Below are 25,844 nucleotides of genomic sequence, written 5' to 3' on the forward strand. Positions count from 1 at the left end.
TAATTAAAACAGTTAGCGATAAACTTGAAATTGCAAATTCAATTTAAGATACGTCACAAAAAAGAATATAACGTCAGAATGTGAGCTAAATTTATAGGTTTTTATCGATACTTTCTCGCATTGCCCGTCATACATCTTAGCTTGCCAATCTATGGCTTATATCCTATTCCCTAAAGTTATGAGATTAAAAAAGAAAATTCCCGGTGCAAGGAGGTAGTGCACCGGATCTATTTATTATTGGTCTACCATGTCCATTTCGAGGAACATGTCCCACTGGCCGTCAAGCATAGCGGCTGTGACCTTGTTCTTATCGACGGCGATGTAGGCTTTATGGGGGGTTATGGCCTGCGTGACCATCTGTCCGGTCCTGTCGCCGTATCCGCCGTGGGCGCAATCGAACTCGGCTATGAACTCATATTCTCCGGGGCCGTAAGCCTCGTTGAGGTATATTTTTAAGGTGTCAGCCATGCCGTCGAACTTGAAGGTCTCATCCGCGAGGACGAATTCCTTTGCGACATCCATAGCTTCCTCTTGAGTGTATTTGCCGTCCAGTGCCTGCAAGTTCCCGCTGTCCGATAGTATGAATATAAGGGCCAGTATGGCCAGGATCGCAAAACCGCAAATACCTATCAAGGTGGTAGTCTTCATATTAGTCACCATTCTTACGATAATAAAGTATTACCGCAGTGATATTAAGCGTTATGTAAACTACGAACCAAACCGTAGTTTAATTTTCAGTATAACGAATAAATATGGAATATTACGACAACAGAAAATAAATATAGCAAGAAATCATCATATAACATTTTAACAACAAATAAAATAGAACAAATACTTAAATACCTGTGAACAGGATAAGGTTGTTAGCCTTTTTAAAGGCATGTGGAGTAAAATCGTATGGATGATTCCATAGAAAAATGCAAATATTTGATATTTTTGGACTCGTGGTTTTGTAGGTTAAAAGGTCAGAAGGACCCGAACTGTGAAAAATGCAGCATATTATGTACCCGGAAAATAAGGCCTGAGGTAGATAACGACGATAGTTCAGGATTCCTAAAAAGGATCAAGATCTGGTGAATGATATGGCTATTTATCTATCGTAGTCCTGTAATCATCAATGATCTCGTGTCGTTTCTTTGCCTCTTGATAGCGTTTCTCTTCAGCCAGCTCTGCGCCCGTTTCTTTTACACTGGCACCGGATGGTTTATCCATTTTCTTTTCTTTTTTAAGGGGAGTATAGGAAGGCATGAGATCACCAGTATCATATCTGGTATCCTTGCCTAACATCATTTCCACAGATTTATTCAGTTATAAGGGACAAATCAAAATAAATAACAAAAAAGAAGCCCGGCACCGGCAAGAGCATGATCACATCATAGCATGGCCTTTTTTAACTTTGCCAGTCCCTTTTTATCATGCCGTACACGACCAGGTCAATGAAACGATCATTAAGCCATGCTGCTTCTCTCAGCGTTCCCTCTTCTACGAATCCCAGTCTCTCCGGGATCACTCTGCTCCTTTTGTTTTCTACGGCACATCTTATCTCGATCCGGTTCAGGTAAAGCTCATTGAACGCATGGTCGATCATCGCCTTGCATGACCTTATCATCAACCCTTTTCCCTGGTATTCATCCCCCAGCCAGTAGCCCATACCTGCGGAAAGATTAACATTGTCGATGCCATGGCATCCGATAAGCCCTGCAAGCCGGCCGTAATGCCAGATGCCCGTATGGTATTCATTTTTATTGAGACTGTTATCTATGCACAGAAGAATGAAATTTCTCGAGTGATCCACGCAGGTGTTGGCATCCAGCCATGGGAGCCATTTGCGAAGGTATTCCCTGTTCTTATCCACCAGGGCGAACAGCTCTTCCGCATCTTCTTCTTCAAGCGGCCTTAGCTCAAGGTCTTCACTGATCTTTTGACACAACATCGTCATCACTTATGGATTATATGGACAGGTCATGAGAAGAGTCAGTCCTGGATACGAGATATGAACTAATCCTGCTTTCTCGGGACATGTACCATGATGACCGGGCATTGAGCCTCCACCAGCACAGCGTTCGCGACGCTGCCCAGTACAAGCTGTTTCAACATGGTCCTTCCTCTGTGCCCGATAATAATGGCATCATAATTAGCGCTGTTATATTCATATATTATTTGCCCGGCTATGTCGTCTGATTCGACGACCTTCATCGAAGGCTTTATATTGAACTTGCCCAGCATTTCCATGCACCGCTCAAACATCTCCGACTCCTTTTCGATAAGCGGGAGAGAAAAAAGCTTGTCTTCAGTGATAATATCGGTCACGACACTCTCGGGAGGCTTACGTACATGGAATAAAGTGACACGGGCATTACATGAAGATGCGATGACACCGGCCACATTTATTGCTCCGAAACTCTGCTCGGAGCCATCAACGGGGACCAGGATATTCTTATACACATTAAAAAGATACAATATCAATAAATTTAAAGTTTAACTGTATACAAGTGTGTGAAAATTAAGATATCTTGAAGAAAATAGGTATGGAGCATATCATATGGTCAGCGTGTTAAACCTGTTATCCGGGGCCGGAATGGTCACGGTGGGCGTGGCGGCGATCGCTTACTGGTATCTGAAAAAGAAGCCCGGCCTGGAGTATTTCTTTTATGGCGGAATTTTTTGGGCGATAGCTATCGGCATAAAGCTCGCCATGGACCTGACGATCTCACAGCCTTTACAAAAATTTTTGCTGGCCAATATGAGCATTCTTCCTTTCCTGATACTGATATCATTATATGTGGGCGTAAGGACGGGATTGTTCGAGAGCGGTATCACGTACATAGTGGTTAAGATGACAAAGCTATCGAAGATGAACTTTAATGAGGCGATAGCTGTGGGGATAGGGTTCGGCGGCGCAGAGGCTATCGTTTTAGGCCTATTATCAATGCTGTCCATAATGACATATATCCTGATGCCCGATCTTGTCAGCACGCTTTCCGCAGAGGTTCAGGACCAATTTTCATTAAAGTATATGCCCCTTCCAATAATTGAGAGAACCTTCACGCTATTATGCCACGTGTTTGCGACGCTGCTCGCAATATATGCTGTAAAGCTGAACGACCTGAGATGGCTGGGCGTCTCCGTCTTATTTAAGACAGCCCTTGATGCCGTGATACCTATAGCGGGTTATTATTTAACGGGGTTCTCCGGGACAGTGCTCATTGAAGGGTATGTGGTATTGCTCGGAATTCTGGCCTACATCGGTACGATATGGTTTAAAAATAAGTATGTGGCTGGTGAAAGAGACGCATATAAAGCCTGAGATAAGGGTACTGGGAATTGATGACTCCCCGCTCGTCTCGGATAAGATCATGATCGTAGGAGCGATAATGCGGGGAGGCGAATGGCTTGAAGGAGTTCTGAGAACTGACATAACCAGGGATGGGTTTGATGCCACGGTCAGGCTATCCGAGATGATATGCGGGAGCAAACACTACGGCCAGATAAGAGCTGTCATGCTAAATGGTATCACTTTTGGCGGTTTTAATATCGTGGACTTGCGAGAGCTATACGAAAGGACCCGTCTGCCGGTGATAGTTATCATGAGAGAGATGCCCGATATGGAAAAAATAAAGGAGGCGCTAAAAAACCTGTCGGATCCTGAGGGAAGATACGAAATGATCACCCGGGCAGGGAATATCATAAAAGTGCAAACCATCAAGCGAGGTAAGCCGATATTTATACAGGCGTACGGTATTGAGGCACAGGATGCGGCCAATATCGTACAGGCCACCTCAATTCATAGTCGAATACCCGAGCCGATAAGAGTAGCTCACATAATAGCCACAGGAGTTATCCTGGGAGAGTCAAAAAAGAGGGCATGATAGCCCGGCTCAATTGCTGAACCAGTTCCATTTCTTTCCATAAAATAACAGGTATAGAGGCATTACGACAAACGGCAGCAGGACCAGTGTCCCGAAATAATTGAACAGGTTGCCGCTCTCGTATAGAAGATATAATGCAGTTATTGTCGTACCTGCGAGTATGCTGGCCGTGACTAAGGATAGCATAACTCCAAGCCGGTCAAAGAACTCATAATAATAGTGCCTCATGATGGCCATATTCCCTATACCGCTCAACTCGTTAAGCTGCTGAGGCGTAAGGTTTTCCTTATCGATGAAGTCCGATAGCTCAACGAGGCGGGATACGACCTCTTCCGGCGTGTTCGCCTTTCTGATGTCCTTGAACACGACATCTACTTTGTTCTTTATTTCATCTCTTGTTATCTTATCGATGCTCGACATCCAAATGCATATTGAATAAAAACATATAAAAGCATATTGTTACAAAAAAGTAGTTATAAAAAGAGATAGCTTTTAGCTAAAGCAAGCCGAAAAAAATCCCGAGGGACGTGCGTTAAGGCTGCTTCCTGAGAAAAATCGTACAATAATAAAAATGCCTCGCGTTTCCCGATAGTTCATAATTTTTATAGGTTATGGGAGAGATGTATATATGATCTTATGTCAACTTTTACATCAACAGTAGCGAAAAAGATAATGCTTATTGTACTGGATGGCGCATCGGACAGGCCTGTTGACGGCGCCACGCCGATGTCACGCGCAAAGACGCCAAATCTTGACAGGCTTGCTGCCGAGGGAATAAACGGCATAATGGACACGATATCCCCTGGCGTCAGGCCGGGCTCGGATACATCCCATCTCGCATTACTGGGTTATGATCCGTATGAGTACTATACGGGCAGAGGACCGTTCGAAGCGGCAGGTGTCGGCATAGAGGTAAAAGGCGGCGACATCGCTTTCAGGTGTAACTTCGCGACGGTAGAGGATGGCGTCGTTACAGACAGAAGGGCTGGAAGAATAAAGGAAACAGATGAACTGGAGAAAACCATATCTGAAAAGGTAAAAGTCCCCGGAGTGGAGATCATATTCAAGAGATCTACAGGGCACAGGGCAGCTCTCGTGTTGAGAGGAAAGGGACTTTCTGCTGACATAACCGACACGGACCCGAAGAAAGAAGGTTCGCCCATAAAAGAATGCCACGCCACGAATGATTCGCCTGAGGCAAAAAGGACCGCAGAAATAGTCAATAGCGTATCAAAGCAGGTCGTCGAAGCCCTTGACAGTCACCCGATAAATGTCGAGAGGAGAAAAAACGGGCTTCCAGCCGGTAACTCGATACTCATAAGGGGCGCGGGCATGGTACCTCACATACCGGACTTTTACGACAGATACCATCTAAAAGGAGCCGTCGTCGCAGCCGCAGGCCTTATTATAGGCATAGGCAAGATGTGCGGCCTGGAATATCTGCCTTTAAGCGGCGAAGAGGCAAAAGTCGAAGGTTCCCAGGTGGCGGCCAAAGTAAAAAAGGCCGTAAAAGCGCTTGATACGCATGATTTCGTGCTGCTAAATATCAAGGGGGCCGACGAGGCCGGTCATGACGGGGACTTCGAAAAGAAAGTGGCTTACATGGAAAGCGCGGACAAGGCGTTAAAGAGCGTGCTCGACCTCAAGGATACCATAGTCATAGTGACAGTGGACCACAGCACACCTGTATCCATAAAGGACCACTCCGCAGACCCTGTACCGGTCCTGATCAACGGTGCAGGTGTCAGGGTCGATGACGTGACGCAGTACAACGAGCTCGTGGCTTACAAGGGCGGGCTATGTCGCATCAAGGGCATGGACCTGATGCCGATAGTCCTTGACCTTATTAATTTGACCAAAAAATTTGGGGCTTAAGCCCCTGTAATTTTATTTTTTGGCAACATCTTTTTTCATTAGATGGCTATAATAAAATCCCTTTCAATGGAATATAAAAAAATAGCTCTTCTGTAAGCTTATATACTACCCTAAAGTATTTATTGACTAAAATAAACTTATAATTAAGTTTTGTAAAGATATGAACATCGCAAGAAGTCGGACTGCTTTTTCCCGAAATATTTTTTAACTAAATGCGATGTACAGTATTGGTATAGTAAAATAGATTAAGCGTAACGAAAATACTAATCATAGAGTATAACCTGAATTAATGGAGATTGACATGGAAGAATTAAAAGTATACCAGGGTCCGAAGTCAAAATTCTCGCATATGACCTCTGCTCACCCGTGTTTTAACGAAAAAGCCCATTTTTCTACGGCAAGGATACACCTCCCCGTTGCCCCAAAATGTAACATTCAATGTAATTTCTGTACAAGAAAGATAGATAAGTGCGAGCACCGCCCCGGAGTATCCTCGGGAGTGATGACACCGCAGGAGGCCGCGGACAGAGTAGACCAGGCAGTAAAAGAGGTCGAGAACCTGAGAGTCGTAGGAGTCGCCGGACCCGGTGAAGCCCTTGCGAACGAGGAGACTATCGAGACCTTTAAGCTTGTTCACCAGAGACACCCGAACCTGATCAAGTGTGTGGCCACGAACGGCCTTTATCTTGCAGAGAAAGTAGATGACCTTGTTAAGGTCGGGATCAACAGCGTCACTGTCACTATTAACGCCATTGACCCGGCGGTCGGCGCAAAGATCTACTCCTGGATAAGGTACCACAATAAGACCTATCGCGGAGAGGAAGGCGCAAAGCTCCTCATCGAGAACCAGATCAAAGGAGTGGAAGCCGCAGTCAAGGCCGGCTTTATAGTCAAGGTAAACACCGTGCTTATACCTGAGATAAACGCGGAACAGATCGAGCCTATCGCGAAGATGGCGGCCGAGAAGGGCGCCATACTGATGAACATCATACCGATGATCCCGCTCTACAAGTTCGCCGGAATGAAAGCTCCGGAATGCTCGGACCTTGAAAAGGCAAGGGCAACAGCTGAAAAGTACCTGCCACAGTTCAGGCTTTGCAAGCAGTGCCGTGCGGACGCGTGCGGAGTACCGGGCAAGGAAGAGTCCATATCGCCCGCGCAGCGTGTCGCCAGAGGCGAATACTACCACGCATAAGCGGATAGTGCCCAACATGGGCACTTTTTTACTCTTTTTAAAACCCTTTATGAAGTTCTGTTACACCACAAAGGAACACAAAGGACACGATTTTTTCACCACTAAGGGCTCAAATGTGAGTAAGGTTCACAAAAATTTTTTTTAAATATATGATAATTCTTCTGAAAAAGTCCTTTGTGTACCCTTGTGTGCCTTTGTGCGCTTAGTGGTGAAAAAATCGTGGATACTGATTGTCTTTGTAATTATTTAATCAAAACTGAAAATCTATAAATTAAAAAAAATTAAGGGGGTTGGGTTTTTCACCCAACTTATTTTAACAGGTAGTATGTGGATATCAGGCCGATGAATATCAGCGATACTGTGTTCATGACCTTGATAAGGGCGTTCAGCGCAGGGCCTGCGGTGTCCTTGTACGGGTCGCCTACAGTGTCGCCTACTACTGCCGCCTTGTGGGCATCGCTGCCCTTGCCGCCATAGTTGCCTGTCTCTATGTACTTCTTACCGTTATCCCATGCGGCACCGCCGGAAGTCATGTGAATAGCCAGCAGCAGACCGGTTACGATAACACCAAGAAGTAAACCGCTTAATGCTGCAGGACCGAGTACGAATCCTACGATAAGCGGAGCGATGACCGCGAGAATACCCGGAGCAGCCATCTGCTTGAGCGCTGCCAGAGTGACTATGTCAACACACTTTCCATAGTCCGGCTTTGCCTTTCCTTCCATGATGCCCGGTATCTCTTTAAACTGACGCCTGACCTCGCTGACAATGGCGAAGGCTGCCTTTCCTACTGCCTGCATACAGAATGCGCTGAACAGGAACGGTAGTGCTCCTCCAATGAACAGTCCGATGAGGACTATTGGCTGATCGATCGAAAGGTCGAGGAGCTCTCCGCCCGGGATCTCAGCCTTGAACGCTGCGAACAGCGCCAGTGCCGCGAGTGCCGCCGAGCCGATAGCATAACCTTTAGTGACCGCCTTGGTCGTGTTGCCTACTGCGTCAAGCGCATCGGTGATCTTCCTGACTTCGGACGGCAGGTCTGCCATTTCGGCTATACCGCCTGCGTTGTCAGTGATCGGGCCGTAGGAGTCTACAGCGACGATTATGCCTGTGACGGATAACATTGCCATTGCGGCGATCGCTATACCGTATAAGCCTGCGAACTGGTATGCGAGGAATATGCCTATGATGATGACAAGCACCGGAAGTGCGGTTGCCTCAAGGCCCATCGCGATACCGGTAATGATGTTCGTTCCTGCGCCTGTCTGTGACGACTTTGCGACCTCTTTGACCGGCCTGTGATCGGTACCGGTGTAGTATTCGGTGATCACTACCATTGAGGCCATGACGCCGAGACCTACAAGCGACGAGAGGAAGATGCCCCAGTTGCCGTCAAGAAGTATCTCGGTCGCAAGGAAGAACAATCCGATAGATATGATGGTCGACGCGATAAGTCCCTTATACAGGGCGCCCATGATCTTTTTGCTGGAGCCAAGCCTTACGAAGAACACACCGATGATCGATGCGAATATGGCCATGGCGCCGAGAAGAAGCGGGTAGGTCGCAAGGTTCTCCGCAGCTGCTGCGGATAATCCTATGTTAGCGATAAGATAGTTCTGTATCTCAGGGAAGCTTCCCAGTAAGATCGCTGCGAGCCCCGTTACGACGTATGTCTCGAACAGGTCGGCACCCATGCCGGCGCAGTCGCCTACGTTGTCACCGACGTTGTCTGCGATGACAGCGGGGTTCCTCGGGTCATCCTCGGGGATGCCTGCCTCGACCTTGCCTACAAGGTCAGCGCCTACATCTGCCGCCTTTGTGAAAATGCCTCCGCCTACCCTGGCGAATAAGCTGATAAGGCTCGCACCGAAACCAAGTCCTATGAGAGGAGCGAGGTTCATCTCAGAGCCTGCGGGGGTAAGGAAGTTGGCGATAAGGATGTAAAAACCGCTAATGCCAATAAGACCAAGACCTACGACAGCAAGACCGGTGACCGCTCCGCCTTTGAAAGCGACCGATAATGCCTTGTCAAGCCCGGATTTTGCCGCTTCGGCGGTCCTGACGTTTGCCCTGACCGATATGTTCATGCCGATATAACCGGCAACAGCGGACAGTACAGCGCCCACAAGGAAGCCTATGGCGACCCAGACGCCGATAAATACGCCTAATATGATAGCGAGCACTATCGCAAATATGCCGATGGTAGTGTACTGTCTGTTCAAGTATGCCATCGCGCCTTCCTGCACCGCGCCGGATATTTCCTTCATCCTCTGGGAACCTGCATTCTCCTTGAGGACTGCATATGCAAGGTAACCGGCAAATACCAATGCAAGAGCACCTGCGATCGGTGCCAGAATGGTATAATCCATGTAGATTTATCCTCCTATGAAATTTATATGATCGATCAACCACCATATAGCAACATGGTAAACCGAGACATTGATTCCCGGACCGTTTTTTTAAGAGCCTGTGTAAGATTGTGATAGATCACAATCTACAATTTACATGAATGGTGATACTTGGTATTAGTAATAATAGTACATATTTATAACATTTACTGCTTAACAGCCGATAATATCCAAAATGAGCGCTAAAAATGAGTCTCAGGCTTTTATACCCAGAGTACTGCCAGTATCCAGAGATAGGCGCTTTCTAAGCTTTTGCGGGAGTATCACTGAACTGCCCTCTTCTTTGTATACCGGGACTCGCTCCAGTTTAACAGGGTATTTTTTTCCGCCGGGAATGATAAGATATGCGTTAGCAGATTCTTGCACGCCGAGAGACCTCAATGCCTTCTCGTCGACCCATGCTATATTGCGTTCCTCCAGCGTTTCGAGTGTCCGGTACTTTGACCTGTGCTTAATGTTCAATGCCTTATCTTCGCTTGATACGACTTTTAGTTCGATCAGCTTTTCCACCTGCACTTCTTTTTGCCCTGCGGCGATCTTTTTAGGGGCAGGCTTCTTTATTCCGCTTACCGGAGCCTCGACTGATGTCACGGCTTTTTCTTTTGGTGCCTGTAAGGGGGCAATATCAGCCTTTACTTCAACCGGCTTAACAGTGACTTTTTCTACCGGAGCCTTGATCTTCATCGCTTCTTCAGGCCTGGCCTCGACGGGGGTCGATGGCGCAGCGGCTTTTGGCCCCTTAAAGAAGGCTTCCGGAGAAAGGGCTTCAATGGTGGTCGGCACTTCTTTCTCATGCCTGGCCGCCTCTATAAAGTATATCTTTGCAGATACGCTCTTCCCGGAATAGGACGATTCCATCGTACTTAGCGCTTCCTCTCCCGATAGCTTCTCGTCTCCGGCAGAGTAAGAGGAGCTTAGAACTATGCCCGAGCTCATATACATATATCCTTTAGACCGGCTATCTTCCAGTTTCAGTATACAGGAATTGCGCTCTTTCCTGATGTTCTTTATAAGCGATTTAAGGGAAATATACTCGCCAAGCTCCGTTTCGGTCATCGACACTAATTTTCCATTCAGGAAAAGGTCCAGGATGTTCTTCGAAAGCTCATATGCGGACATGACGCCGTCTGAAACAATGGCTTTATTCTCTACCGGCTCAACGTACTTTGCACCCATGCTCATCCACCGGTTAGATTCCTCAAGCGCGGTCATCGCTTCTCCGCCTGAGTAAAATATCATAGCCTCGAAATCAGAAAATATGATATGGACGCACCCGTTGAACCCGGACGCCCTTAGCTCCTTCTTTCGCTTATAGTACTCTCTTGAACTGATCCCTTCGAACAAGGTCTTTTTACCGGATATCAGCATGTGGAAAACCTCATACGGCCGTTAATATGCCTGTCGCGAAAAACAGCCCTGCGCCAGCCTGGAGCAGCAGGGAATATATTCCCGTGTCGGTACCTGTCAGGAACAAAGGTATCACGCTGGATATGAGCAGCGCTAAGAACCCCAGCCCCATAAAAATGAACATACGGAGCTTATATGATGAGTAGAAATAGATCGAGAGCAAGACCAGGACAGCCTGTATTGCTATCACCGCATATAGCATGACCTGAGTGATTTCCATAGCGATAACCTAGAAAGTATAATATGTAATCATTTATGATACTTTCGTTGTTTGATATATACAGTTATTCTTTAGCTACCTGACTACCTTATTTTTGTCCTGACCTTTTTTGTCCTGGATATCCATTTTGCGAACCGGGATATTTCGGGATGGGAAAGTATCTTCTCGATCGTGTTATATTCTTAAGCCAGCTCTTTATTGTTTATTTTTTTATGAAGATGGTCGTGGCAGGCTATGCAGACATAGATCTTATCTCCCTTTGATCCCCCTTCTTCCCTGGGCACGAGGTGATGTTCCTCCAGCGACCATTCGGGTAATTCCCTCTTACATATCTCGCATTTCATCCCAAAAAATATAGCCCTATCATTAAATTATAAATTATGTCCGGTCATAACGGCGACCTGCAAGGAAAGGGCTTTTGATATGATCGGTATCCAATAACGTTTTATGATTTTAGCGGCTATTTTCTATGAAATTCGATGAAAGATCTTAAGATAAATTTCCGCTGGAACCCGAAAAACCGTTATAGCATAGCCGTGCTTGGCGCGGTCATTAAAGACCGCAGACTGGTCAAGGGTCCTGAGGACGGCATAATGCTCTATAGTTTCGCCTCGTTGCAGGCAGAGGACGTCTTTAAGGAAGTGAGGAGCGCAAAGACGGACTCGGTTTTTATAGCCGGAGGGCCGCACCCGACAGGATGCCCCGGGGAAACTCTAAAATATTTCGATTATGTCGTCATAGGAGAGGGCGAAGAGACATTGCCCGAATTAATAAATGCTTTACGCGAAGGGAAAGACGTATCCGGTGTCAGGGGGATAGCCTATAAAGATAACGAGAGTGTCGTTTTTACCGAAAAAAGGGAATACGTCGATCTGAATAAATATCCTCCTTTTGAGCCTCCGCTTTTCGGCCCGATCGAGATCTCCAGGGGGTGCCCGTGGAACTGCGCATACTGCCAGACGCCCCGGATATTCGGGCACAGGATGAGGCACAGGAGCGTCGAGCAGATATGCAAATACGATAAGTTTTACGAGGACAAGAGGCTGATATCGCCTAACGCGTTCGCCTACGGCTCGAACGGCGTTACCCCTGACGTTAAGGCGGTAGAAAAGCTGTTAAGTTCGCTTTCCGGCAATATCTACTTCGGGACTTTCCCATCGGAGGTCAGGCCGGAGTTCGTGATACCGGAAATGCTGGATCTCGTGAATGCTTACTGCGCGAACAAGGAGATACACCTCGGAGGACAATCGGGCAGCGATAAAGTCCTAAAGGCCATTCACAGGGGACATACCGCATCTGACGTGATAGTGGCCGTGGAAAGAGTCTGTGACGCCGGCCTCACGCCCGTCGTTGATTTTATCTTCGGGCTCCCCGGCGAGAATGAAGAGGACCAGATGCTGACGATAGACTGCATAAGGACAATAATAAAGGATGGCGGGAAAATAAGAGCACACTATTTTATGCCCCTGCCGGGCACCGAACTTGCCGGTACGACACCCGCGGAGCTTAGCCCTGAGGTTGAAAAGCTGCTGGGAAAGCTGGCGCTGGGCGGCAGGCTGACGGGCTCATGGTCGGATAAGAAAAAGATGAAAAAATGAAAAACAAAATTGGTGCTGTCTAAATCCAGGTATTTAGACCACAAAGGCCACTAAGGCACACTAACGCTCACCACAAAGCGCACAAAGGAACACAAGGGTACATAAAGGACTTTTTCAGAAGGTTATCATATCCAAAAAAAATTTGTTTACCCTTGAGCCCTTAGCGCCCTTCGTGGTGAAAGTTAGTGGACCTTCGAGCCCTTAGAGCGATTAGTGGTGAAAAAACCGTGCCCTTCGTTGACTTTGTGTTAAGCTTAATAAAATATGGACTGACATTTGCATAAAGAACATACGGTACAGAGCAATAAGGACCAAACATGCTATAATTTTTAAAATATCGGAAAGGCCATCATATCATGTATAGCCGTCCATAAGGCGAATAATAAAACCCGCCCGGTTTCGCAGGGTCGGAAAACTTATTATCATAGCCTAACGCCGTGCCCTGGCTTTGCTCTCCGAAAAGTAAAGAGTATAATGACGGCTCGTTCATGTAGGTGATGTCAGGAGTTCCAGTAATGTTGCCCATCTTTGCGGCGGCGTCTATAGCATCATACATGCTTCCGATCTCGTCCACAAGCCCCAGCGCTATTGCCTCGTCACCCGTGTATACTCGGCCATCGGCTAGCATCTCCACCACCTGTACCGGGATGTTCCTGCCTTCGGATACTGCGGATATAAAGTGATGGTTGGACGCGTTGATTATATTGTACACGTACTGCTTCTCGCTCTCGTTAAGGCCTCTCCAGTCAGCCCCCACATCCTTATATGTGCCGGTCTTGGCCACATAATAGTCGATGCCCTCTTTATTATAATACGCGCTTCGGTTCTCGAAAACCCATATCACGCCGATGCTTCCCGTGAACGTGTCGGGGTTGGCGAATATCTTATCGCAGGGCGAGGATATGTAATATGCCGCAGAAGTCGCAAGGTCGCCCATGGATACGACGACGGGCTTTACCTCGCGGGTCTTCTCTATCTGTGAATAGACCTCCTGGGCCGCTACCGGCGTGCCTCCGGGAGAGTTGATCCTTAAAACGATAGCCTTGACGGACTTATCCTCCTGAGCGGCTCGAAGGCTTTTGATAATATTATTAGAGCTGGCATAGCCAAAGCCTTCCGGCACGTTATCAGTGACCATCGTGCCTTCGACATATATGACTGCGACCTTGTTAGAGATGGGGCTGAGCTTCTTAAAAGGAAGAGACAGGTCGCTCTGGGCCATGATGAGCGCAGACTCGGCAAATAGCATGACGCCCATGGCTAAGATTATCAGTATAAGAAATATGTTGACGATATTTAACCTGCCTGGCCTGCTTCCTTCCATAGTCCCACCCGTAGATAGTTAAGTTATCCGGTCTCAAATCCATCCTTAATGACCGGGATAATCAATCATAGGGTATATTAAGCATATATAGTTTCTAGTCAAGGCTAAAGAGAACTAAAGCTGTCCCGGTAATAAGCCGATGCCCGTAAGGCTTCGTTGACTGCTCTAAGCTATGATTATCTTGCTTGCCCCGTTATCCCTGGGCTTTACCGGAGGCGCGGCAACTGGCTGCTGTGGCGCCGCTCCCAGTGCAGAGCAATTAAAGACAAGCTCATACAGGAATTTTCCATACTTGCTGTTCCTGTCATACCTGTAATAGCTTATCTTGCCGACTTTTTTTGTCTCTTTGATAATGCCGTATTTTAAAAAGCCTTTCAACATTTTCGAGACCCTGGGCTTTGACAGTTTCGTACGATCTGATATGTCCTTGACAGCGAATTCGCTGCCGTGGTTGACCACCAGAAAAACGAGGAGACCTGCAGACGAACTGCTGCCGAAGATCTCGACTAATGGTGAAGACGGTAGATTACTCATATGCACACCAATACCAAACATATCAAACGCTTAATTGTCTTAAAGACATCGCATGAAGAGAAATATAAAAAAGATAATATTCGAATTTCGAATGTTATTTATAAAATTTGACTTTCCCAACCCCTACAGTAAATAATATTATCATGAGGCAATATTTCGACATGATAATGTTCAACACCCCCCTTAGTCCCGTAAATATTGATACCCCCATCGGGGCCATATATTTTTCTAGCTTCTCTTGCCACACAGCATAGTTGGTCATAGATTTCTGCTTCGTTATCAGTATTTTTTACTTCTGTGAGAAGTTGAACGTCAATAAATTTATAATTTAGAACCTGATTAGGTCCCACAACATCTGCTACTAAAATATATCCTTTTTCCAGATTTGGATAAGACGACCATTTAATATTATTAATTACGTAGTCATTATCCGGAATACAAAAAGCATAACTGGAATTGTTTGAAGAGGGAGATGCTACTGGTTGCAGATCGTCTATAGGAATATAACTTAAATTATCATTTATTATATTGTTCGTATTTGTTTGACAATATTCCATTATGTAGACTAGAAAGAATATAGAAATAAGTAATATCACTATAGTCCACTTATTGAATTTCATAATATCACCTAAAATTTATTAAATTTCTCTGAATGTTACAGAACCCTTTGGTCCCCCATAATTCATCTCAAATTGTAACTCACCTATACACTGATCTTTGTATATCCGATAATGCCCATTGGGTCCGCCTATATCCCAAGACTCGTAGTAGCTAGCACGACTGTAATGACTACATAATGGGCCATCATACACATAGGATATACAACCAGGATGCAACTGACCGTTCTTTTGTATCAAGGTCATTGTCCCCGTCGCTATATATGCCTGATACGGATCCGGAGTCGGAGCCGGAGGTGTAGGCGTGGGACTTATAACATGGATAGTCTGTGTCGCTGACTCTCCGAACAATGTGCCGTTTTTCAGTAACATACGGTATCCCGGAGTGTATGTTCCCGGAGCTGGAGCCGTGATCTGGAAACTGAACGTGTAGTTTTCGCCCTGCCTGATAATAGACGCGGGAGACATGTAGATCCTGTCGCTTGACCCGTTGAACTTATATGCATCCCCGGAAAGCCCCCCTATCATCCCCAGGCATGTGAGCCTTTCAGGTATCGCATACCATGCTGCAGTGCCGGTATTTTGCACAGTGATGCTTACTGCCCTTATTTCTCCCGGCAGCATTTCGGAAGGGAAGTCCACGGAAACAATTCGGGCATCGTATACTGGCTCCACGACAGTGATGTTCTTTGTAAAGCGTTCCCCGAACCAGCCGTATCCAGCGCTTTGCATACGCAGAGAGCATTGATGGACCCCGGGGGTTGAAGGCGCCAGAAATGTTATGTTAAAAGTCTTTTCCGATGAAGGAAGCACTTCTTCTCCCGGAACGAAAGCCGCTGCTGAAACATGGAAAATGTCTGATAAGTATGGAGACAGGGAGTACCCGGAAGACAGGTTCCAGGAAAGGTATCCAGTGTTCAGATATTTGATACCGGAACAGTAAATGTCGTTAGCGGTCATGGTATCCGGAATATTATCATCGATATATTTTGAGTCAGGATACAGGCGGAAGAAGGACTCGAAGATAGACATCGCCGGGGAAGATCGCTCTCCTGAATCATCATATGCGACAGCTTCTATGCGATATTTACCTTCGGGGTACCTGCATGCCTGCCCATACCAGTCGTTCAGGCTTAAACTGGCTTTTATCCACGGGCCTTCGTTTATCTTATAGTAGACAAACGAGATCATTTGCCCGGCATCAGGTATCACCGATCCAAAAATACCGACTTCCTGGTCGCAGTAAAATACGCTTCCGTTAGCAGGAGACGTTATCTCAATAGACGGGGCGGCGCCATTATAGCTGCCCATGTCATTATGGGAACCCCAGACACGGAACTTTCCAAATTCCAGCGCAGTGTTAACCATGCCGTCCCCGATGGTCGTCTTAACGAGGATAGCGGCTATCAAGACAACAGCAAGCAAGAACAGGGTACCCTGAACTTCAGAGAGCCCGATGTCGTCCAGGGGCTTTTTTCTTCCGGATGAACATAGCGCCGGCATCCTACCTACCTGTAAAGTGAGTATACGGGTCCCATCTGACCGTTCAGGTTCCAGGACAGCATACAACGGGCGTTGTTTATATCCCTGTAAAAGTATCGGACCTTAATAGTATGATAGCCGCCGGATAGCTGAATATCAGGGCTTTGAATGGCTACAGGCCCGTGAACGCCATGATTATCGGCGATCATCGACCCGTCAATCCATAACCATGAGCCGTCACAGCTTTCGAGCTCGAACTTATAAGCTCCGTCCTTCGGGACATAGAGATATCCGGTCCATATGACGGACCCGTCGTTATCCGGCACGTTCAAAGGCTTATTCGATACGTTAAAAGATATTATTTCATCGATCCGCTCCGAAGCCATCCTTTTAAAAAGTATATCGTTCGGATCGGCCGACAGATAGTCCGTGCCGGTAGTATCTACATGATAATAATATCCATACAGGCCTTTTTTCATGCCCTGAGATGCAAATTCGGATAGCTGGACGCCTGATTCGTTACTCTGGCGGGAAGCGGCCGAAAGGATGACGCCGGATATGGCGATGCCCATTATGACCACTAGCGAAACGGACAGGATAGTATAAAATGCGTCGGCTATTCCCGAATCATCCATTTTAAGCATAGTATCCCCCGGATACCCCGTCAACGGGCAACCAGCAGCATCATGCCTATCTGCTGTTTTGTCTGGATGCTGGTGACCTTGATTGTGTATTGTGCGCCCTTGACCACGTTACCGCCGGTGACATTAAGCGGTATGGCGGATGTCTGAAGCCCGGGGCTCAATGTAGAAGGACTGGCAGGAGGCGATAATGAGGACAGGCTGGTCGTGCCTATCAGCACGCCGGAACTATCGAACACGCTCAGCGAGAGCTGGTCGGTTTGAAGAGTATCTCCTGATTCATGGTTGATCAGCAGTGTCGGTTGGGAGCCGCCTGAGAGAACTCCTGACAGGCTGGCTTTCGGAGAGCTTGTCAATAGCTGGATCTGACCGCCTTGCGACAGCACGATAGAGCCTATCATAAGCGCTACGATCACGACCACGGCTATCATCAGTATGCCGTATACGGCGTTCTCGACGCCCCGGTCGTCATCCAGTAGCATAGAGATAATTTTAATATTCATGCATAACCCTCTAAGATGTTAATTTCATATATTTGCAATAATACTTATTTTCATTATTATGATAAAAAGTTTTCGATTTGTATAAAATCCTTTAGGCCGGGCGGTAAAATTTTTCAAAATAAGTGCTTAAACCGCATATTCCGGTAATACAGTAAATATTATGGCGTGGCCGATATTTCGATAGTATAAAATATTCGAGTGATCCGCATGCCTAATAAAGCTCTCATTATCTATGATACCAAATACGGGGCTACCGAACAGATCGCGAACTGGATCGCCGAAGGGTTGAACGGTGCCGACATCCAGCATGTAGATGATGTGACCACTACGATCTATGAGCTTGTGATAATTGGCTCCCCGATATACAACGATATGACTTCGAAAAGGATCATCAGGTTTCTCGATAAAAATAAGGATACGTTAAGCAGCAGAAAGATCGCATTATTTACGGTGAGCGTCCCCCCGGATATGACAGAGGACAGGTCGAAAAGATTTAAGGGCGCCTATACGCTGGAAAAGCTGCTGGAGCATGCCAGAGGAACGATACTGTCGACAAAGGCGTTTTTAGGAAAAATAGAGTTAAAAGAGATGACAGAGCTTGACAGGCTGTCACTCAGGATAGATTATTTTTTAAAAGGGTACAGGCTCAGGGATGTTAACTATATGGACAGGGAAGAGGCGGTAAACTGGGGAAGACATCTATATGACCTTATGGTAAACCCGCCGGAAACGATCCCGGAAAAGCCTGCGACTCGACAGGAAAGCCAAAAAAGAGAAAGAGAAAAATAAGGATCTTGCCGGAGTTAAACGCTCAGAGGCCTTTCTTCCATTGATCTTTCCGTTTTAGGCCCCGGCATCATCAGTACCTCGATATTGGCCTGCTTAAGGAAATCCATAGATCTCAGGTCGGGGTACTCGTTCTGGAAAACGACACGCTTTATCTTGCCGTTGATTATCATCTTGGTGCACAGGATACAGGGCTGGTGCGTACAGTAGATGGTGGCGCCTTCTATCGAGACGCCGTGCAGCGCGGCCTGGATGATCGCGTTTTGCTCCGCATGCACTGCCCGGCACATCTCATGCCTTGTGCCGTGGGCTATGTTTTGCTGTTCCCTAATGCAGCCGATGTCAAGACAATGCTCGAACCCGTATGGCGCGCCATTGTAGCCAGTGGATAGTATTCTGCCGTTTTTAACTATGACTGCGCCTACGTGGATCCTGAGGCATGTGGACCTGGTAGCCACGACACGCGCGATCTCCATGAAATATTCATCCGGCGTTGGTCTCATAACGTATCACTTATTTCTTGGGTTTTGATCTCTTAGCTGCGGGCTTTTTCGCGGCCTTCGCGGCAGATTTCGGTGCCTTTGAGGCCTTTGGAGCTTTTTTAGCGCTTTCTGCCTCGAACTTTACTCTCAGCATCTTGCCAGACCAGTCATAGCGCGGAGCTTTTCTGGACGCTATGGTATCCCTGGTCTTTTCTTTCAGCGCGTGCGAGACGATCGGGAGCGCTATCGTCGCATCCGTGAACACCTGCACCTTTGGCGCGACGGAAGCGATCTTGCCCCATGATACGGCCTCTTCGAAAGTGCATCCTGACAGGCCTCCCCAGTGCGGTGAGTCCGCTGTGTACTGAATGGCATAGCTGTGCCCTTCGATGTCAAGCCCGAGCATGGACATGATGACCTCGGTCTGCTGTATGAAGTTCTTCGGGACGCCTCCGCCGACGTATATTACACCGGTCTTCTTTGTATTTTCGACGATCTGCGTGATCTCGTCGACGTCCTTCATCTGGTCGATATTGTATGCATATCCGGCGCGTCTTTCGCACATCAAGGATATCCCTATTGAGCTGTCGCTTAGTGCCGGGACGAAGATAGGCACGTTGTGTACGTATGCGCTGACGACGATGGAATCCTTATCCGCGCCCTGCTCGTATAGCCACTTTCCAAGCTCGTAAAAGAACTCTCTCGTAGAATATGGCCTGTTGGGTTCAAGGTGTTCCCGGCTCCATTTCATGACCAGCCTGTCGGTCCCCCTGAACTCTTCCTCTACGGCGAATACGTCGTATATCCTGTCAACACCGTCCTTGAACAATGCTTCGTCGTTGGCGGTGTGTGAACCGACGTAATGTTTACCTCCAAGTGACTCGTGAATATCATGGAACATGTTGGCGCCCGTTGAGACCAGGCAGTCGATCATGCGGTTCTGGATAAAGTACGCTATGATCTTTCTCATGCCGGCCGGGGACATCGCGCCTGTGTACCCCATGAGGATCGTAAGCCCATTTTCTTTTAGCATCTGTGCCCAGGTCTCGACGGACTCTCCCAGCTTTCTTCCCTGGAAGCCGGTCATCGCCATGGCACCTGTAAGCTCTGAAACGGATCTGTCAGTAACGGTGATGGGCACCGTTTGCTTATGTAAGAATTTGCTCTTGGCTATCTCGTTCACCCTCTTTTTTCAATAAAACTTATTATTAGAATATAAAGCTTTTTAGAAAGCGCAGTATGTCGATTTTTGATGTGCGGACGTTATAAGGCGTGACAATTTTTAACTATAAGGCCGGATACGATCGTAAATGCGCAGATACGGACGTATAAATAAAAATGGAAAGAACGATGCGGTATCATCGCTTAAAATAAGCATTAAACGGTGTAAAAAACCTAATTTGGATTTTTAACAAATAAAAAATGGCGCCTGAGTTGATCATTAGCGCCTGTGATATATTCTGGTGTCCTCAAGACTAAAGAGTTCAGACCAGCTTTTTCATCTCGCGAAAATCCATTACTCCCTTTATGGCTTTTGTCTGTATTGGAATGCTGGCTTCCTGTACTGCCGCCATCGGGTTGGTACCGCCGGTGATGATAATGCCCATGTGATCCCTGTCGACCGATGCGCCCAGCACTGGAGTGTTCGGTTCACCCACTTCGAGAATGCCATAAAACCCTGCGGTCAAAAGTCGGTTCAGAGTGCGGTCGACCTCATCCTTGGCGGACATCGGGACTTCCCTGAAGTTAGCGAGTATCTTTCCTGAACCGGTCTTCATCATCTCCCTTACGGACGTAAGGTCCTGGGACATGAGAACCTCGAGCGGGTCTATGGTAGTGCAGCTATAGCTGATTATGTCGGTGAACCTGATAGGCTCCCTGTCTTTAACCTGTACTATGCCGCCGAACTTTGGCCTCACAGGAATTCCGCTCTTCAACAGCACGCCGTCTATGGTGATGCTGCATGCGGTCGCGATCCCGGTCTTGCCCGCCGGTATGGTCAGTTCATGAAAAGTCTCGTTTTCGTCAAATATCTTAACGTATGAGCATACTGAGAGTCCGCTGTACATGACCTGGCGGAAAATGTCGAGTGTCTGTTCCAGGTCTTTTTTATCCACGATCGACACATTGGCGATTATGTCCCCTACCCTTGTCTTCGGGTTAAAGGTCACCTGGTACATTATTGACTCTATCTTAGCGCTTGTGAACATCATTTCTTCTTCTCTAATTAGACTCATGGCAACCCACAATTTATTTATCTCTAAAGGTTATTTACTTTTGGATTAAAAATAAATCCGAAAGGAGTTACGATGTCGAATAATTTACTAGATGTCATAAAGGAAATTTTTAGCACCTACAATTACGCTGTAAGTGCTGGAAATCAAGGCTTTGACCTTCTAGCGAAGAAAACTAACAATACTGTGGCTATAAAGCTCTCTGACAGTATGTCCGTAGATGAGCTTGGCTCTTTTATGGGATCTTTCGGAGAGATGAATGCCAAAGGGCTTGTAGTCACGATGGGGTATTTCTCCGAAGATGTTAAGCTGTTCGCGAAGCAGCATGATATATTACTCTGGGAAAGGCCCGAGCTGGAAATGCAGATAGGAAAGGCCGTACTGATCAGCTTTGAGGGGAAGCCGGACCCGTTCATGGAAACCGCTGAGACCGCCAGCCAGCCGGCACAGAAAAAGGACATTTCGGCGATCACCCAGGAGCTTTATACCAGGGTGCCCGAGAAGGCAGAGAAGTCTTCGAAGAAACTTGCGAGCATACTGCCGGAAAAAGCTCAGGCCAAATCTGCAGCCAAGGCTGAGAAGCCCGAGCCCGTCATTGAGCCGCAGGTAAATGAGCCTGCCAGTGAGATCATAGAGGCAGCAGCCGAAGAAGAGCCTGAAGATCTCAAGATCCCGCTGCATACTATCCCTATAAAGGTCAAGAGCACGGATGCGATCAAGATCGCAGGCAATATAGGCAGGGCAGAGGACGTAGAGTATTCGCTGAAGTTCATACCGTTCTGGAAATACAGTTATAATGTCGATGTCCAGTCAAAATACAAGGATATAGTCGTTCCGCTCAAGTCAAAGGGCACGAAGATAATCAACGCGATAAATAAGAATGTCGATCCGGCGCCGACAATAAAGCCTGTCGAGTCTATAGACATACCTGACGCGCCATACAACATCGAGATGACCATCCTGACCCAGGAAGAAGCCCAGGCAATGGCCATGAAATCAATAGTCGACGAGAGCAGCAAGACTATCAGGTTCAAGGCAACGATAGGTGAGGCTGCAATGGTAGAGCATAAAAAGTTCAGCCCGAAACCCGCGGAAGTAAAATTCGACATAGAGCTTCTATATATCCCGTTCTGGGCTGTCAGAAGCCATAAGGGGTACATAGAGATAAACGCCTACGATGGAAAGCCGTCAAAGATGCCGATAGATGATGGTGCGGAGATACTGTAACCCCGCATTATCTTTCCACAAGGTATTTGTATTAAACTATTAAGATTAGATTGTTCAATCAGGTGATATAAAGTGGTAACAGTAACACCAAAAGCAGCGGAACAGATCAAGGGTCTGCTTGAAAGCCAGGGAAAAATGGAGGGCATGATCAGGATATATCTCGCAGGATATGGTTGCAGCGGCCCCCAGTATGCACCGGCACTGGATATGGAAAAGAAAGAGGATGACGTAGCGATCAATTCCAATGGCATTAATCTGGTCTACAGTAAGGACCTCGATGACGACCTCAAAGAGTACGAGCTTGACTACATTGAAACGCCATACGGCAATGGTTTCATAGTCAGGAACCCGAACGCGGTCTGCGGCGAAGGCTGCAGCGGATGCCATTAAAAATTAAATTAACATCAGTGATCAAGGGAGTTTAAAGCCGATAATGCGATCATACTTTATCAGGCAAAAAACGCGTCATCGTATCTCCTTAAAACTCCCTTACAGTTCTCATTTTTTGTTATTGATCTTTATAGATCTGACCTCTTTATAAAAAGTATAAGCGATGACCGTTCAGGTCATCCTTCTTTCGCTTCTGTCGACACGGTTTCCGGCGTTGATCCAGCCTTCGAGACCTTCCTCGAAACTCCATACGTTCTTGAATTTCATGTCCATGAACCTTCGTGCGGCGTCGTCACACATCTTTGTATGTGTTGGTGTCCCGGTGGCATATACGATGATGTCCATGTTCTTGTCCATATCTTTCGCCAGGGACATGATCTCAGGGTCGAATAGTGAGATCGCTCCGGGTATATGTCCCTTATCGAAAGCCTCGACCTCCCTGACATCTATCAATAAATGAGGTTTATCCTTTCTGTTTAACCGGTCTCTCAACTGGTTAGTGTTTATACTTCTCAGTTTTTGTTCGTACAAGTTTATCACCATTTTAAAATAATAGGGTATTTATTTAAAATTCACCCGTTAAATAAGGTTATTTTAACGGTGTTTTGACAAAAATTAACCATAATTGGCGTTTATTGCTAATTTAGCCATGAATTTTGGTTATTTATTATAATATAAGCATATTTTGGCACTTAATAACTAATAGGATTACTGATCAGGGTTATTTATTAACATTCAATTGAAATATTGTTAAGGTCTGATTTATCATCAAAATCCTGATCGAAATAAAAAAAATTCCTAAAATATACGAAGATTTCTATTCATAACATACAGATGGGGATTATAAGAATGTGTTTATTGACCTCGACTGTATATGTTCACCCCACGCATGTGGGGACCTTATCCTTCCAGTTAGCCGCGTACCGTTCCAGCGTCGGTTCACCCCCACGCATGTGGGGACCTTATCATTGAGTGTACAACACTGCCGCCCACAAGCGGTTCACCCCCACGCATGTGGGGACCTTTCAGGTTACTGCGTCTTTGCCTGGTGTCGATACGGTTCACCCCCACGCATGTGGGGACCTTGTTGTTTGTGGGGACACTATAGATAAGCAGACGGTTCACCCCCACGCATGTGGGGACCTTTACGCTCAACACCCCTCTTCTCGTTGACATCGCGGTTCACCCCCACGCATGTGGGGACCTTTTCAATTTCTTGTTCTTTTTTTCGGTCCATTCGGTTCACCCCCACGCATGTGGGGACCTTTTTTTATTGATCCCTGCAACTTTAGCCATAGTTCGGTTCACCCCCACGCATGTGGGGACCTTTCGCCTCTAGTTGGTCCTTTAATGGTGGCTCTCGGTTCACCCCCACGCATGTGGGGACCTTTGTTTTGGATAAAAAGGCTTTTAGGGGTACAGCGGTTCACCCCCACGCATGTGGGGACCTTTCAGGGGATCGATAAGACTTATAATATTATTCCGGTTCACCCCCACGCATGTGGGGACCTTGCTTTTACCTCTTCTTTATGAGAGTTTACATACGGTTCACCCCCACGCATGTGGGGACCTTTGGATCATGTCCTTCGGCTCCCACTCGGCGACCGGTTCACCCCCACGCATGTGGGGACCTTTTCTAGGCCGGAACTATAACCCCCCGATCCGCCGGTTCACCCCCACGCATGTGGGGACCTTCCGAGAGCCGCAGCGAGCCTTGTCGTTGATACCGGTTCACCCCCACGCATGTGGGGACCTTCTCGAAAGCCGCGTCTAATATCATCGGTCTGACGGTTCACCCCCACGCATGTGGGGACCTTTGGAAACTGTCGAGGTCGCCCCGAGCAACGGCCGGTTCACCCCCACGCATGTGGGGACCTTGATGTATCCGCAAAATCAACTAATGCAGAACCCGGTTCACCCCCACGCATGTGGGGACCTTTGCGTAGACATTCCAGACGAACTAGACGAACGCGGTTCACCCCCACGCATGTGGGGACCTTTATTTGCTATAACACAAGAACCGAGCATTGGACGGTTCACCCCCACGCATGTGGGGACCTTTAAAAAGCGAGGTAACGAACATGGAAAAAGATCGGTTCACCCCCACGCATGTGGGGACCTTTTTAATATTTTAGGCACTTTAACGGCTGTTGCCGGTTCACCCCCACGCATGTGGGGACCTTGCAAGGACCAGGGTTCCCGCCTCGATGTTGAACGGTTCACCCCCACGCATGTGGGGACCTTCTCTCCTTCTCCACGGATAACTGGTCGGATACCGGTTCACCCCCACGCATGTGGGGACCTTCTCATCGTTAGAATAGGCGCGGATATAACCGACGGTTCACCCCCACGCATGTGGGGACCTTCTCTCCTTCTCCACGGATAACTGGTCGGATACCGGTTCACCCCCACGCATGTGGGGACCTTCTCATCGTTAGAATAGGCGCGGATATAACCGACGGTTCACCCCCACGCATGTGGGGACCTTGTTAGCCTCGGCACAGATTATGATACGGGCGTCCGGTTCACCCCCACGCATGTGGGGACCTTCTCTTATCATCAAACATTTTTTCATTGATGATCGGTTCACCCCCACGCATGTGGGGACCTTGCCTTGCAGAACTCGTCCGTCGCCACATGACACGGTTCACCCCCACGCATGTGGGGACCTTACCTTCAATGCAAGGTTTTACTGTTTTACCATCGGTTCACCCCCACGCATGTGGGGACCTTACTACAAAAATTAGTCGATTTCAATTATTATGGTTTTTCCGGCCGAATTACTAAAGACAGTCCTTCAAAGTCACATATCGTTCTTGATGTATCACCAGAAGTTTCTATTTTATATCCTTGTTCGTTATTATATGAGTAAATCAGAATAGATCCACCTTTTTTCGTATTTTTAATAATTTTCTCCCAAAGTTTGCTTCTAACAAGCGCAGAGATCTTTCCGACAAAAACGCCTGACTTAGGTTCGATCATCCAGCGAGTCAACTCGCCGCGAAGAGACTGACTAACAGACTCAAGTATAAAAATAGATATTGATGCCATA

At 47.1% G+C, this 25,844-nt stretch carries 29 protein-coding genes and 1 CRISPR repeat array; of the genes, 9 read left to right on the forward strand and 20 right to left on the reverse strand.

The window, feature by feature from the left end; genetic code table 11:
• Positions 1-234: 234 nt before the first annotated feature.
• The gene (locus CUJ83_RS07100; protein ID WP_230741595.1) at positions 235-648 is read right to left on the reverse strand and encodes a hypothetical protein; all 414 of its coding nucleotides are present in this window, start codon (positions 646-648) and stop codon (positions 235-237) included.
• 249 nt (positions 649-897) lie between these two features.
• Between CUJ83_RS07100 and CUJ83_RS07105 the strand changes: the two genes are divergently transcribed.
• Positions 898-1,077: a hypothetical protein gene (locus CUJ83_RS07105; protein ID WP_230741596.1), complete on the forward strand. Its 180-nt coding sequence runs from the start codon at positions 898-900 to the stop codon at positions 1,075-1,077.
• A gap of 9 nt (positions 1,078-1,086) precedes the next feature.
• On the opposite strand, the gene CUJ83_RS07110 is transcribed toward CUJ83_RS07105, so the two are convergent.
• The 3 genes from CUJ83_RS07110 to CUJ83_RS07120 form a co-directional block, all read right to left on the reverse strand.
• Positions 1,087-1,296: a hypothetical protein gene (locus tag CUJ83_RS07110; RefSeq protein WP_230741597.1), complete on the reverse strand. Its 210-nt coding sequence runs from the start codon at positions 1,294-1,296 to the stop codon at positions 1,087-1,089.
• A gap of 94 nt (positions 1,297-1,390) precedes the next feature.
• Entirely contained in the window at positions 1,391-1,933 is a 543-nt protein-coding gene (locus CUJ83_RS07115; RefSeq protein WP_230741598.1) for a GNAT family N-acetyltransferase, read from the reverse strand.
• 65 nt (positions 1,934-1,998) lie between these two features.
• On the reverse strand, positions 1,999-2,445 hold the full coding sequence (locus CUJ83_RS07120) for a universal stress protein (RefSeq protein WP_230741599.1): 447 nt from the start codon (positions 2,443-2,445) through the stop codon (positions 1,999-2,001).
• Between the two features lie 97 nt (positions 2,446-2,542).
• Between CUJ83_RS07120 and CUJ83_RS07125 the strand changes: the two genes are divergently transcribed.
• Complete coding sequence (locus CUJ83_RS07125) at positions 2,543-3,307, forward strand: YhfC family glutamic-type intramembrane protease (RefSeq protein WP_230741600.1); 765 nt, start codon at positions 2,543-2,545, stop codon at positions 3,305-3,307.
• On the forward strand, positions 3,279-3,869 hold the full coding sequence (locus CUJ83_RS07130; protein WP_369423939.1) for an endonuclease dU: 591 nt from the start codon (positions 3,279-3,281) through the stop codon (positions 3,867-3,869). Before CUJ83_RS07125 ends, CUJ83_RS07130 begins: the two co-directional genes overlap by 29 nt.
• Positions 3,870-3,878: 9 nt before the next feature.
• On the opposite strand, the gene CUJ83_RS07135 is transcribed toward CUJ83_RS07130, so the two are convergent.
• Positions 3,879-4,289 carry a hypothetical protein gene (locus tag CUJ83_RS07135; RefSeq protein ID WP_230741602.1) on the reverse strand — a complete coding sequence of 137 codons (411 nt, stop codon included), beginning with the start codon at positions 4,287-4,289 and terminating at the stop codon, positions 3,879-3,881.
• Between the two features lie 216 nt (positions 4,290-4,505).
• On the opposite strand from CUJ83_RS07135, the gene CUJ83_RS07140 reads away from it, so the two are divergent.
• Together CUJ83_RS07140 and CUJ83_RS07145 are read left to right on the forward strand one after the other, a co-directional pair.
• Positions 4,506-5,744: a 2,3-bisphosphoglycerate-independent phosphoglycerate mutase gene (locus CUJ83_RS07140; RefSeq protein WP_230741603.1), complete on the forward strand. Its 1,239-nt coding sequence runs from the start codon at positions 4,506-4,508 to the stop codon at positions 5,742-5,744.
• A 301-nt stretch (positions 5,745-6,045) separates the two neighbouring features.
• Positions 6,046-6,939, forward strand: coding sequence for a radical SAM protein (locus tag CUJ83_RS07145; RefSeq protein WP_230741604.1), 894 nt, complete (start codon positions 6,046-6,048; stop codon positions 6,937-6,939).
• Positions 6,940-7,247: 308 nt separating this feature from the next.
• Here CUJ83_RS07145 and CUJ83_RS07150 read toward each other — a convergent pair whose 3' ends face one another.
• The 4 genes from CUJ83_RS07150 to CUJ83_RS07165 all read right to left on the reverse strand — a co-directional run bounded on the left by CUJ83_RS07150 (position 7,248) and on the right by CUJ83_RS07165 (position 11,318).
• On the reverse strand, positions 7,248-9,308 hold the full coding sequence (locus CUJ83_RS07150; protein ID WP_230741605.1) for a sodium-translocating pyrophosphatase: 2,061 nt from the start codon (positions 9,306-9,308) through the stop codon (positions 7,248-7,250).
• Between the two features lie 234 nt (positions 9,309-9,542).
• Complete coding sequence (locus tag CUJ83_RS07155; protein WP_230741606.1) at positions 9,543-10,715, reverse strand: hypothetical protein; 1,173 nt, start codon at positions 10,713-10,715, stop codon at positions 9,543-9,545.
• 10 nt (positions 10,716-10,725) lie between these two features.
• The gene (locus CUJ83_RS07160) at positions 10,726-10,974 is read right to left on the reverse strand and encodes a hypothetical protein (protein ID WP_230741607.1); all 249 of its coding nucleotides are present in this window, start codon (positions 10,972-10,974) and stop codon (positions 10,726-10,728) included.
• 182 nt (positions 10,975-11,156) lie between these two features.
• Positions 11,157-11,318 carry an HNH endonuclease gene (locus tag CUJ83_RS07165; protein WP_230741608.1) on the reverse strand — a complete coding sequence of 54 codons (162 nt, stop codon included), beginning with the start codon at positions 11,316-11,318 and terminating at the stop codon, positions 11,157-11,159.
• Positions 11,319-11,453: 135 nt separating this feature from the next.
• On the opposite strand from CUJ83_RS07165, the gene CUJ83_RS07170 reads away from it, so the two are divergent.
• Entirely contained in the window at positions 11,454-12,572 is a 1,119-nt protein-coding gene (locus tag CUJ83_RS07170; RefSeq protein WP_230741609.1) for a TIGR04013 family B12-binding domain/radical SAM domain-containing protein, read from the forward strand.
• Between the two features lie 349 nt (positions 12,573-12,921).
• Here CUJ83_RS07170 and sppA read toward each other — a convergent pair whose 3' ends face one another.
• From sppA to CUJ83_RS07200, 6 genes are all read right to left on the reverse strand, one after another.
• Positions 12,922-13,896, reverse strand: a complete 975-nt coding sequence (gene sppA, locus CUJ83_RS07175; protein ID WP_230741610.1) for a signal peptide peptidase SppA — start codon at positions 13,894-13,896, stop codon at positions 12,922-12,924.
• A gap of 165 nt (positions 13,897-14,061) precedes the next feature.
• A complete protein-coding gene (locus CUJ83_RS07180; RefSeq protein ID WP_230741611.1) occupies positions 14,062-14,430 on the reverse strand; it encodes a Fic family protein in 369 nt (122 codons plus the stop codon).
• A 98-nt stretch (positions 14,431-14,528) separates the two neighbouring features.
• Positions 14,529-15,050: a hypothetical protein gene (locus CUJ83_RS07185; protein WP_230741612.1), complete on the reverse strand. Its 522-nt coding sequence runs from the start codon at positions 15,048-15,050 to the stop codon at positions 14,529-14,531.
• Positions 15,051-15,068: 18 nt separating this feature from the next.
• Positions 15,069-16,550: a hypothetical protein gene (locus CUJ83_RS07190; protein WP_230741613.1), complete on the reverse strand. Its 1,482-nt coding sequence runs from the start codon at positions 16,548-16,550 to the stop codon at positions 15,069-15,071.
• A 5-nt stretch (positions 16,551-16,555) separates the two neighbouring features.
• Positions 16,556-17,173: a PA14 domain-containing protein gene (locus CUJ83_RS07195; RefSeq protein WP_230741614.1), complete on the reverse strand. Its 618-nt coding sequence runs from the start codon at positions 17,171-17,173 to the stop codon at positions 16,556-16,558.
• Positions 17,174-17,193: 20 nt separating this feature from the next.
• The gene (locus CUJ83_RS07200) at positions 17,194-17,673 is read right to left on the reverse strand and encodes a type IV pilin N-terminal domain-containing protein (RefSeq protein WP_230741615.1); all 480 of its coding nucleotides are present in this window, start codon (positions 17,671-17,673) and stop codon (positions 17,194-17,196) included.
• Positions 17,674-17,880: 207 nt separating this feature from the next.
• On the opposite strand from CUJ83_RS07200, the gene CUJ83_RS07205 reads away from it, so the two are divergent.
• A complete protein-coding gene (locus tag CUJ83_RS07205; RefSeq protein ID WP_230741616.1) occupies positions 17,881-18,462 on the forward strand; it encodes a flavodoxin domain-containing protein in 582 nt (193 codons plus the stop codon).
• Between the two features lie 14 nt (positions 18,463-18,476).
• On the opposite strand, the gene CUJ83_RS07210 is transcribed toward CUJ83_RS07205, so the two are convergent.
• The 3 genes from CUJ83_RS07210 to CUJ83_RS07220 all read right to left on the reverse strand — a co-directional run bounded on the left by CUJ83_RS07210 (position 18,477) and on the right by CUJ83_RS07220 (position 21,178).
• The gene (locus CUJ83_RS07210; RefSeq protein ID WP_230741617.1) at positions 18,477-18,962 is read right to left on the reverse strand and encodes a deoxycytidylate deaminase; all 486 of its coding nucleotides are present in this window, start codon (positions 18,960-18,962) and stop codon (positions 18,477-18,479) included.
• 10 nt (positions 18,963-18,972) lie between these two features.
• On the reverse strand, positions 18,973-20,115 hold the full coding sequence (locus tag CUJ83_RS07215; protein WP_369423940.1) for a deoxyhypusine synthase: 1,143 nt from the start codon (positions 20,113-20,115) through the stop codon (positions 18,973-18,975).
• A gap of 310 nt (positions 20,116-20,425) precedes the next feature.
• Complete coding sequence (locus CUJ83_RS07220) at positions 20,426-21,178, reverse strand: DUF128 domain-containing protein (protein WP_230741619.1); 753 nt, start codon at positions 21,176-21,178, stop codon at positions 20,426-20,428.
• A gap of 72 nt (positions 21,179-21,250) precedes the next feature.
• Here CUJ83_RS07220 and CUJ83_RS07225 point away from each other — a divergent pair, with 72 nt between their 5' ends.
• Complete coding sequence (locus CUJ83_RS07225) at positions 21,251-22,402, forward strand: restriction endonuclease (RefSeq protein ID WP_230741620.1); 1,152 nt, start codon at positions 21,251-21,253, stop codon at positions 22,400-22,402.
• Between the two features lie 72 nt (positions 22,403-22,474).
• Positions 22,475-22,792, forward strand: a complete 318-nt coding sequence (locus CUJ83_RS07230; RefSeq protein ID WP_230741621.1) for a HesB/IscA family protein — start codon at positions 22,475-22,477, stop codon at positions 22,790-22,792.
• Positions 22,793-22,963: 171 nt separating this feature from the next.
• Here CUJ83_RS07230 and CUJ83_RS07235 read toward each other — a convergent pair whose 3' ends face one another.
• Together CUJ83_RS07235 and cas2e are read right to left on the reverse strand one after the other, a co-directional pair.
• Complete coding sequence (locus tag CUJ83_RS07235; RefSeq protein WP_230741781.1) at positions 22,964-23,332, reverse strand: rhodanese-like domain-containing protein; 369 nt, start codon at positions 23,330-23,332, stop codon at positions 22,964-22,966.
• Between the two features lie 395 nt (positions 23,333-23,727).
• Positions 23,728-25,525: direct repeats of the CRISPR family, unit length 29 nt; unit sequence CGGTTCACCCCCACGCATGTGGGGACCTT.
• Positions 25,526-25,552: 27 nt separating this feature from the next.
• Complete coding sequence (cas2e, locus tag CUJ83_RS07240) at positions 25,553-25,843, reverse strand: type I-E CRISPR-associated endoribonuclease Cas2e (protein WP_255668410.1); 291 nt, start codon at positions 25,841-25,843, stop codon at positions 25,553-25,555.
• Between the last annotated feature and the right edge of the window lies 1 nt (position 25,844).

Origin of the sequence: Methanooceanicella nereidis (assembly GCF_021023085.1) — an archaeon.
Taxonomy (GTDB): domain Archaea; phylum Halobacteriota; class Methanocellia; order Methanocellales; family Methanocellaceae; genus Methanooceanicella; species Methanooceanicella nereidis.

Coding starts and splice junctions, on each gene's coding strand:
- CUJ83_RS07100 (WP_230741595.1), bottom strand. CDS start 648: ATGAAGACTACCACCTTGATAGGTATTTGCGGTTTTGCGATCCTGGCC.
- CUJ83_RS07105 (WP_230741596.1), top strand. CDS start 898: ATGGATGATTCCATAGAAAAATGCAAATATTTGATATTTTTGGACTCG.
- CUJ83_RS07115 (WP_230741598.1), bottom strand. CDS start 1,933: ATGTTGTGTCAAAAGATCAGTGAAGACCTTGAGCTAAGGCCGCTTGAA.
- CUJ83_RS07125 (WP_230741600.1), top strand. CDS start 2,543: ATGGTCAGCGTGTTAAACCTGTTATCCGGGGCCGGAATGGTCACGGTG.
- CUJ83_RS07135 (WP_230741602.1), bottom strand. CDS start 4,289: ATGTCGAGCATCGATAAGATAACAAGAGATGAAATAAAGAACAAAGTA.
- CUJ83_RS07140 (WP_230741603.1), top strand. CDS start 4,506: ATGTCAACTTTTACATCAACAGTAGCGAAAAAGATAATGCTTATTGTA.
- CUJ83_RS07145 (WP_230741604.1), top strand. CDS start 6,046: ATGGAAGAATTAAAAGTATACCAGGGTCCGAAGTCAAAATTCTCGCAT.
- CUJ83_RS07150 (WP_230741605.1), bottom strand. CDS start 9,308: ATGGATTATACCATTCTGGCACCGATCGCAGGTGCTCTTGCATTGGTA.
- CUJ83_RS07155 (WP_230741606.1), bottom strand. CDS start 10,715: ATGCTGATATCCGGTAAAAAGACCTTGTTCGAAGGGATCAGTTCAAGA.
- CUJ83_RS07160 (WP_230741607.1), bottom strand. CDS start 10,974: ATGGAAATCACTCAGGTCATGCTATATGCGGTGATAGCAATACAGGCT.
- CUJ83_RS07165 (WP_230741608.1), bottom strand. CDS start 11,318: ATGAAATGCGAGATATGTAAGAGGGAATTACCCGAATGGTCGCTGGAG.
- CUJ83_RS07170 (WP_230741609.1), top strand. CDS start 11,454: ATGAAAGATCTTAAGATAAATTTCCGCTGGAACCCGAAAAACCGTTAT.
- sppA (WP_230741610.1), bottom strand. CDS start 13,896: ATGGAAGGAAGCAGGCCAGGCAGGTTAAATATCGTCAACATATTTCTT.
- CUJ83_RS07180 (WP_230741611.1), bottom strand. CDS start 14,430: ATGAGTAATCTACCGTCTTCACCATTAGTCGAGATCTTCGGCAGCAGT.
- CUJ83_RS07185 (WP_230741612.1), bottom strand. CDS start 15,050: ATGAAATTCAATAAGTGGACTATAGTGATATTACTTATTTCTATATTC.
- CUJ83_RS07190 (WP_230741613.1), bottom strand. CDS start 16,550: ATGCCGGCGCTATGTTCATCCGGAAGAAAAAAGCCCCTGGACGACATC.
- CUJ83_RS07195 (WP_230741614.1), bottom strand. CDS start 17,173: ATGCTTAAAATGGATGATTCGGGAATAGCCGACGCATTTTATACTATC.
- CUJ83_RS07200 (WP_230741615.1), bottom strand. CDS start 17,673: ATGAATATTAAAATTATCTCTATGCTACTGGATGACGACCGGGGCGTC.
- CUJ83_RS07205 (WP_230741616.1), top strand. CDS start 17,881: ATGCCTAATAAAGCTCTCATTATCTATGATACCAAATACGGGGCTACC.
- CUJ83_RS07210 (WP_230741617.1), bottom strand. CDS start 18,962: ATGAGACCAACGCCGGATGAATATTTCATGGAGATCGCGCGTGTCGTG.
- CUJ83_RS07220 (WP_230741619.1), bottom strand. CDS start 21,178: ATGAGTCTAATTAGAGAAGAAGAAATGATGTTCACAAGCGCTAAGATA.
- CUJ83_RS07225 (WP_230741620.1), top strand. CDS start 21,251: ATGTCGAATAATTTACTAGATGTCATAAAGGAAATTTTTAGCACCTAC.
- cas2e (WP_255668410.1), bottom strand. CDS start 25,843: ATGGCATCAATATCTATTTTTATACTTGAGTCTGTTAGTCAGTCTCTT.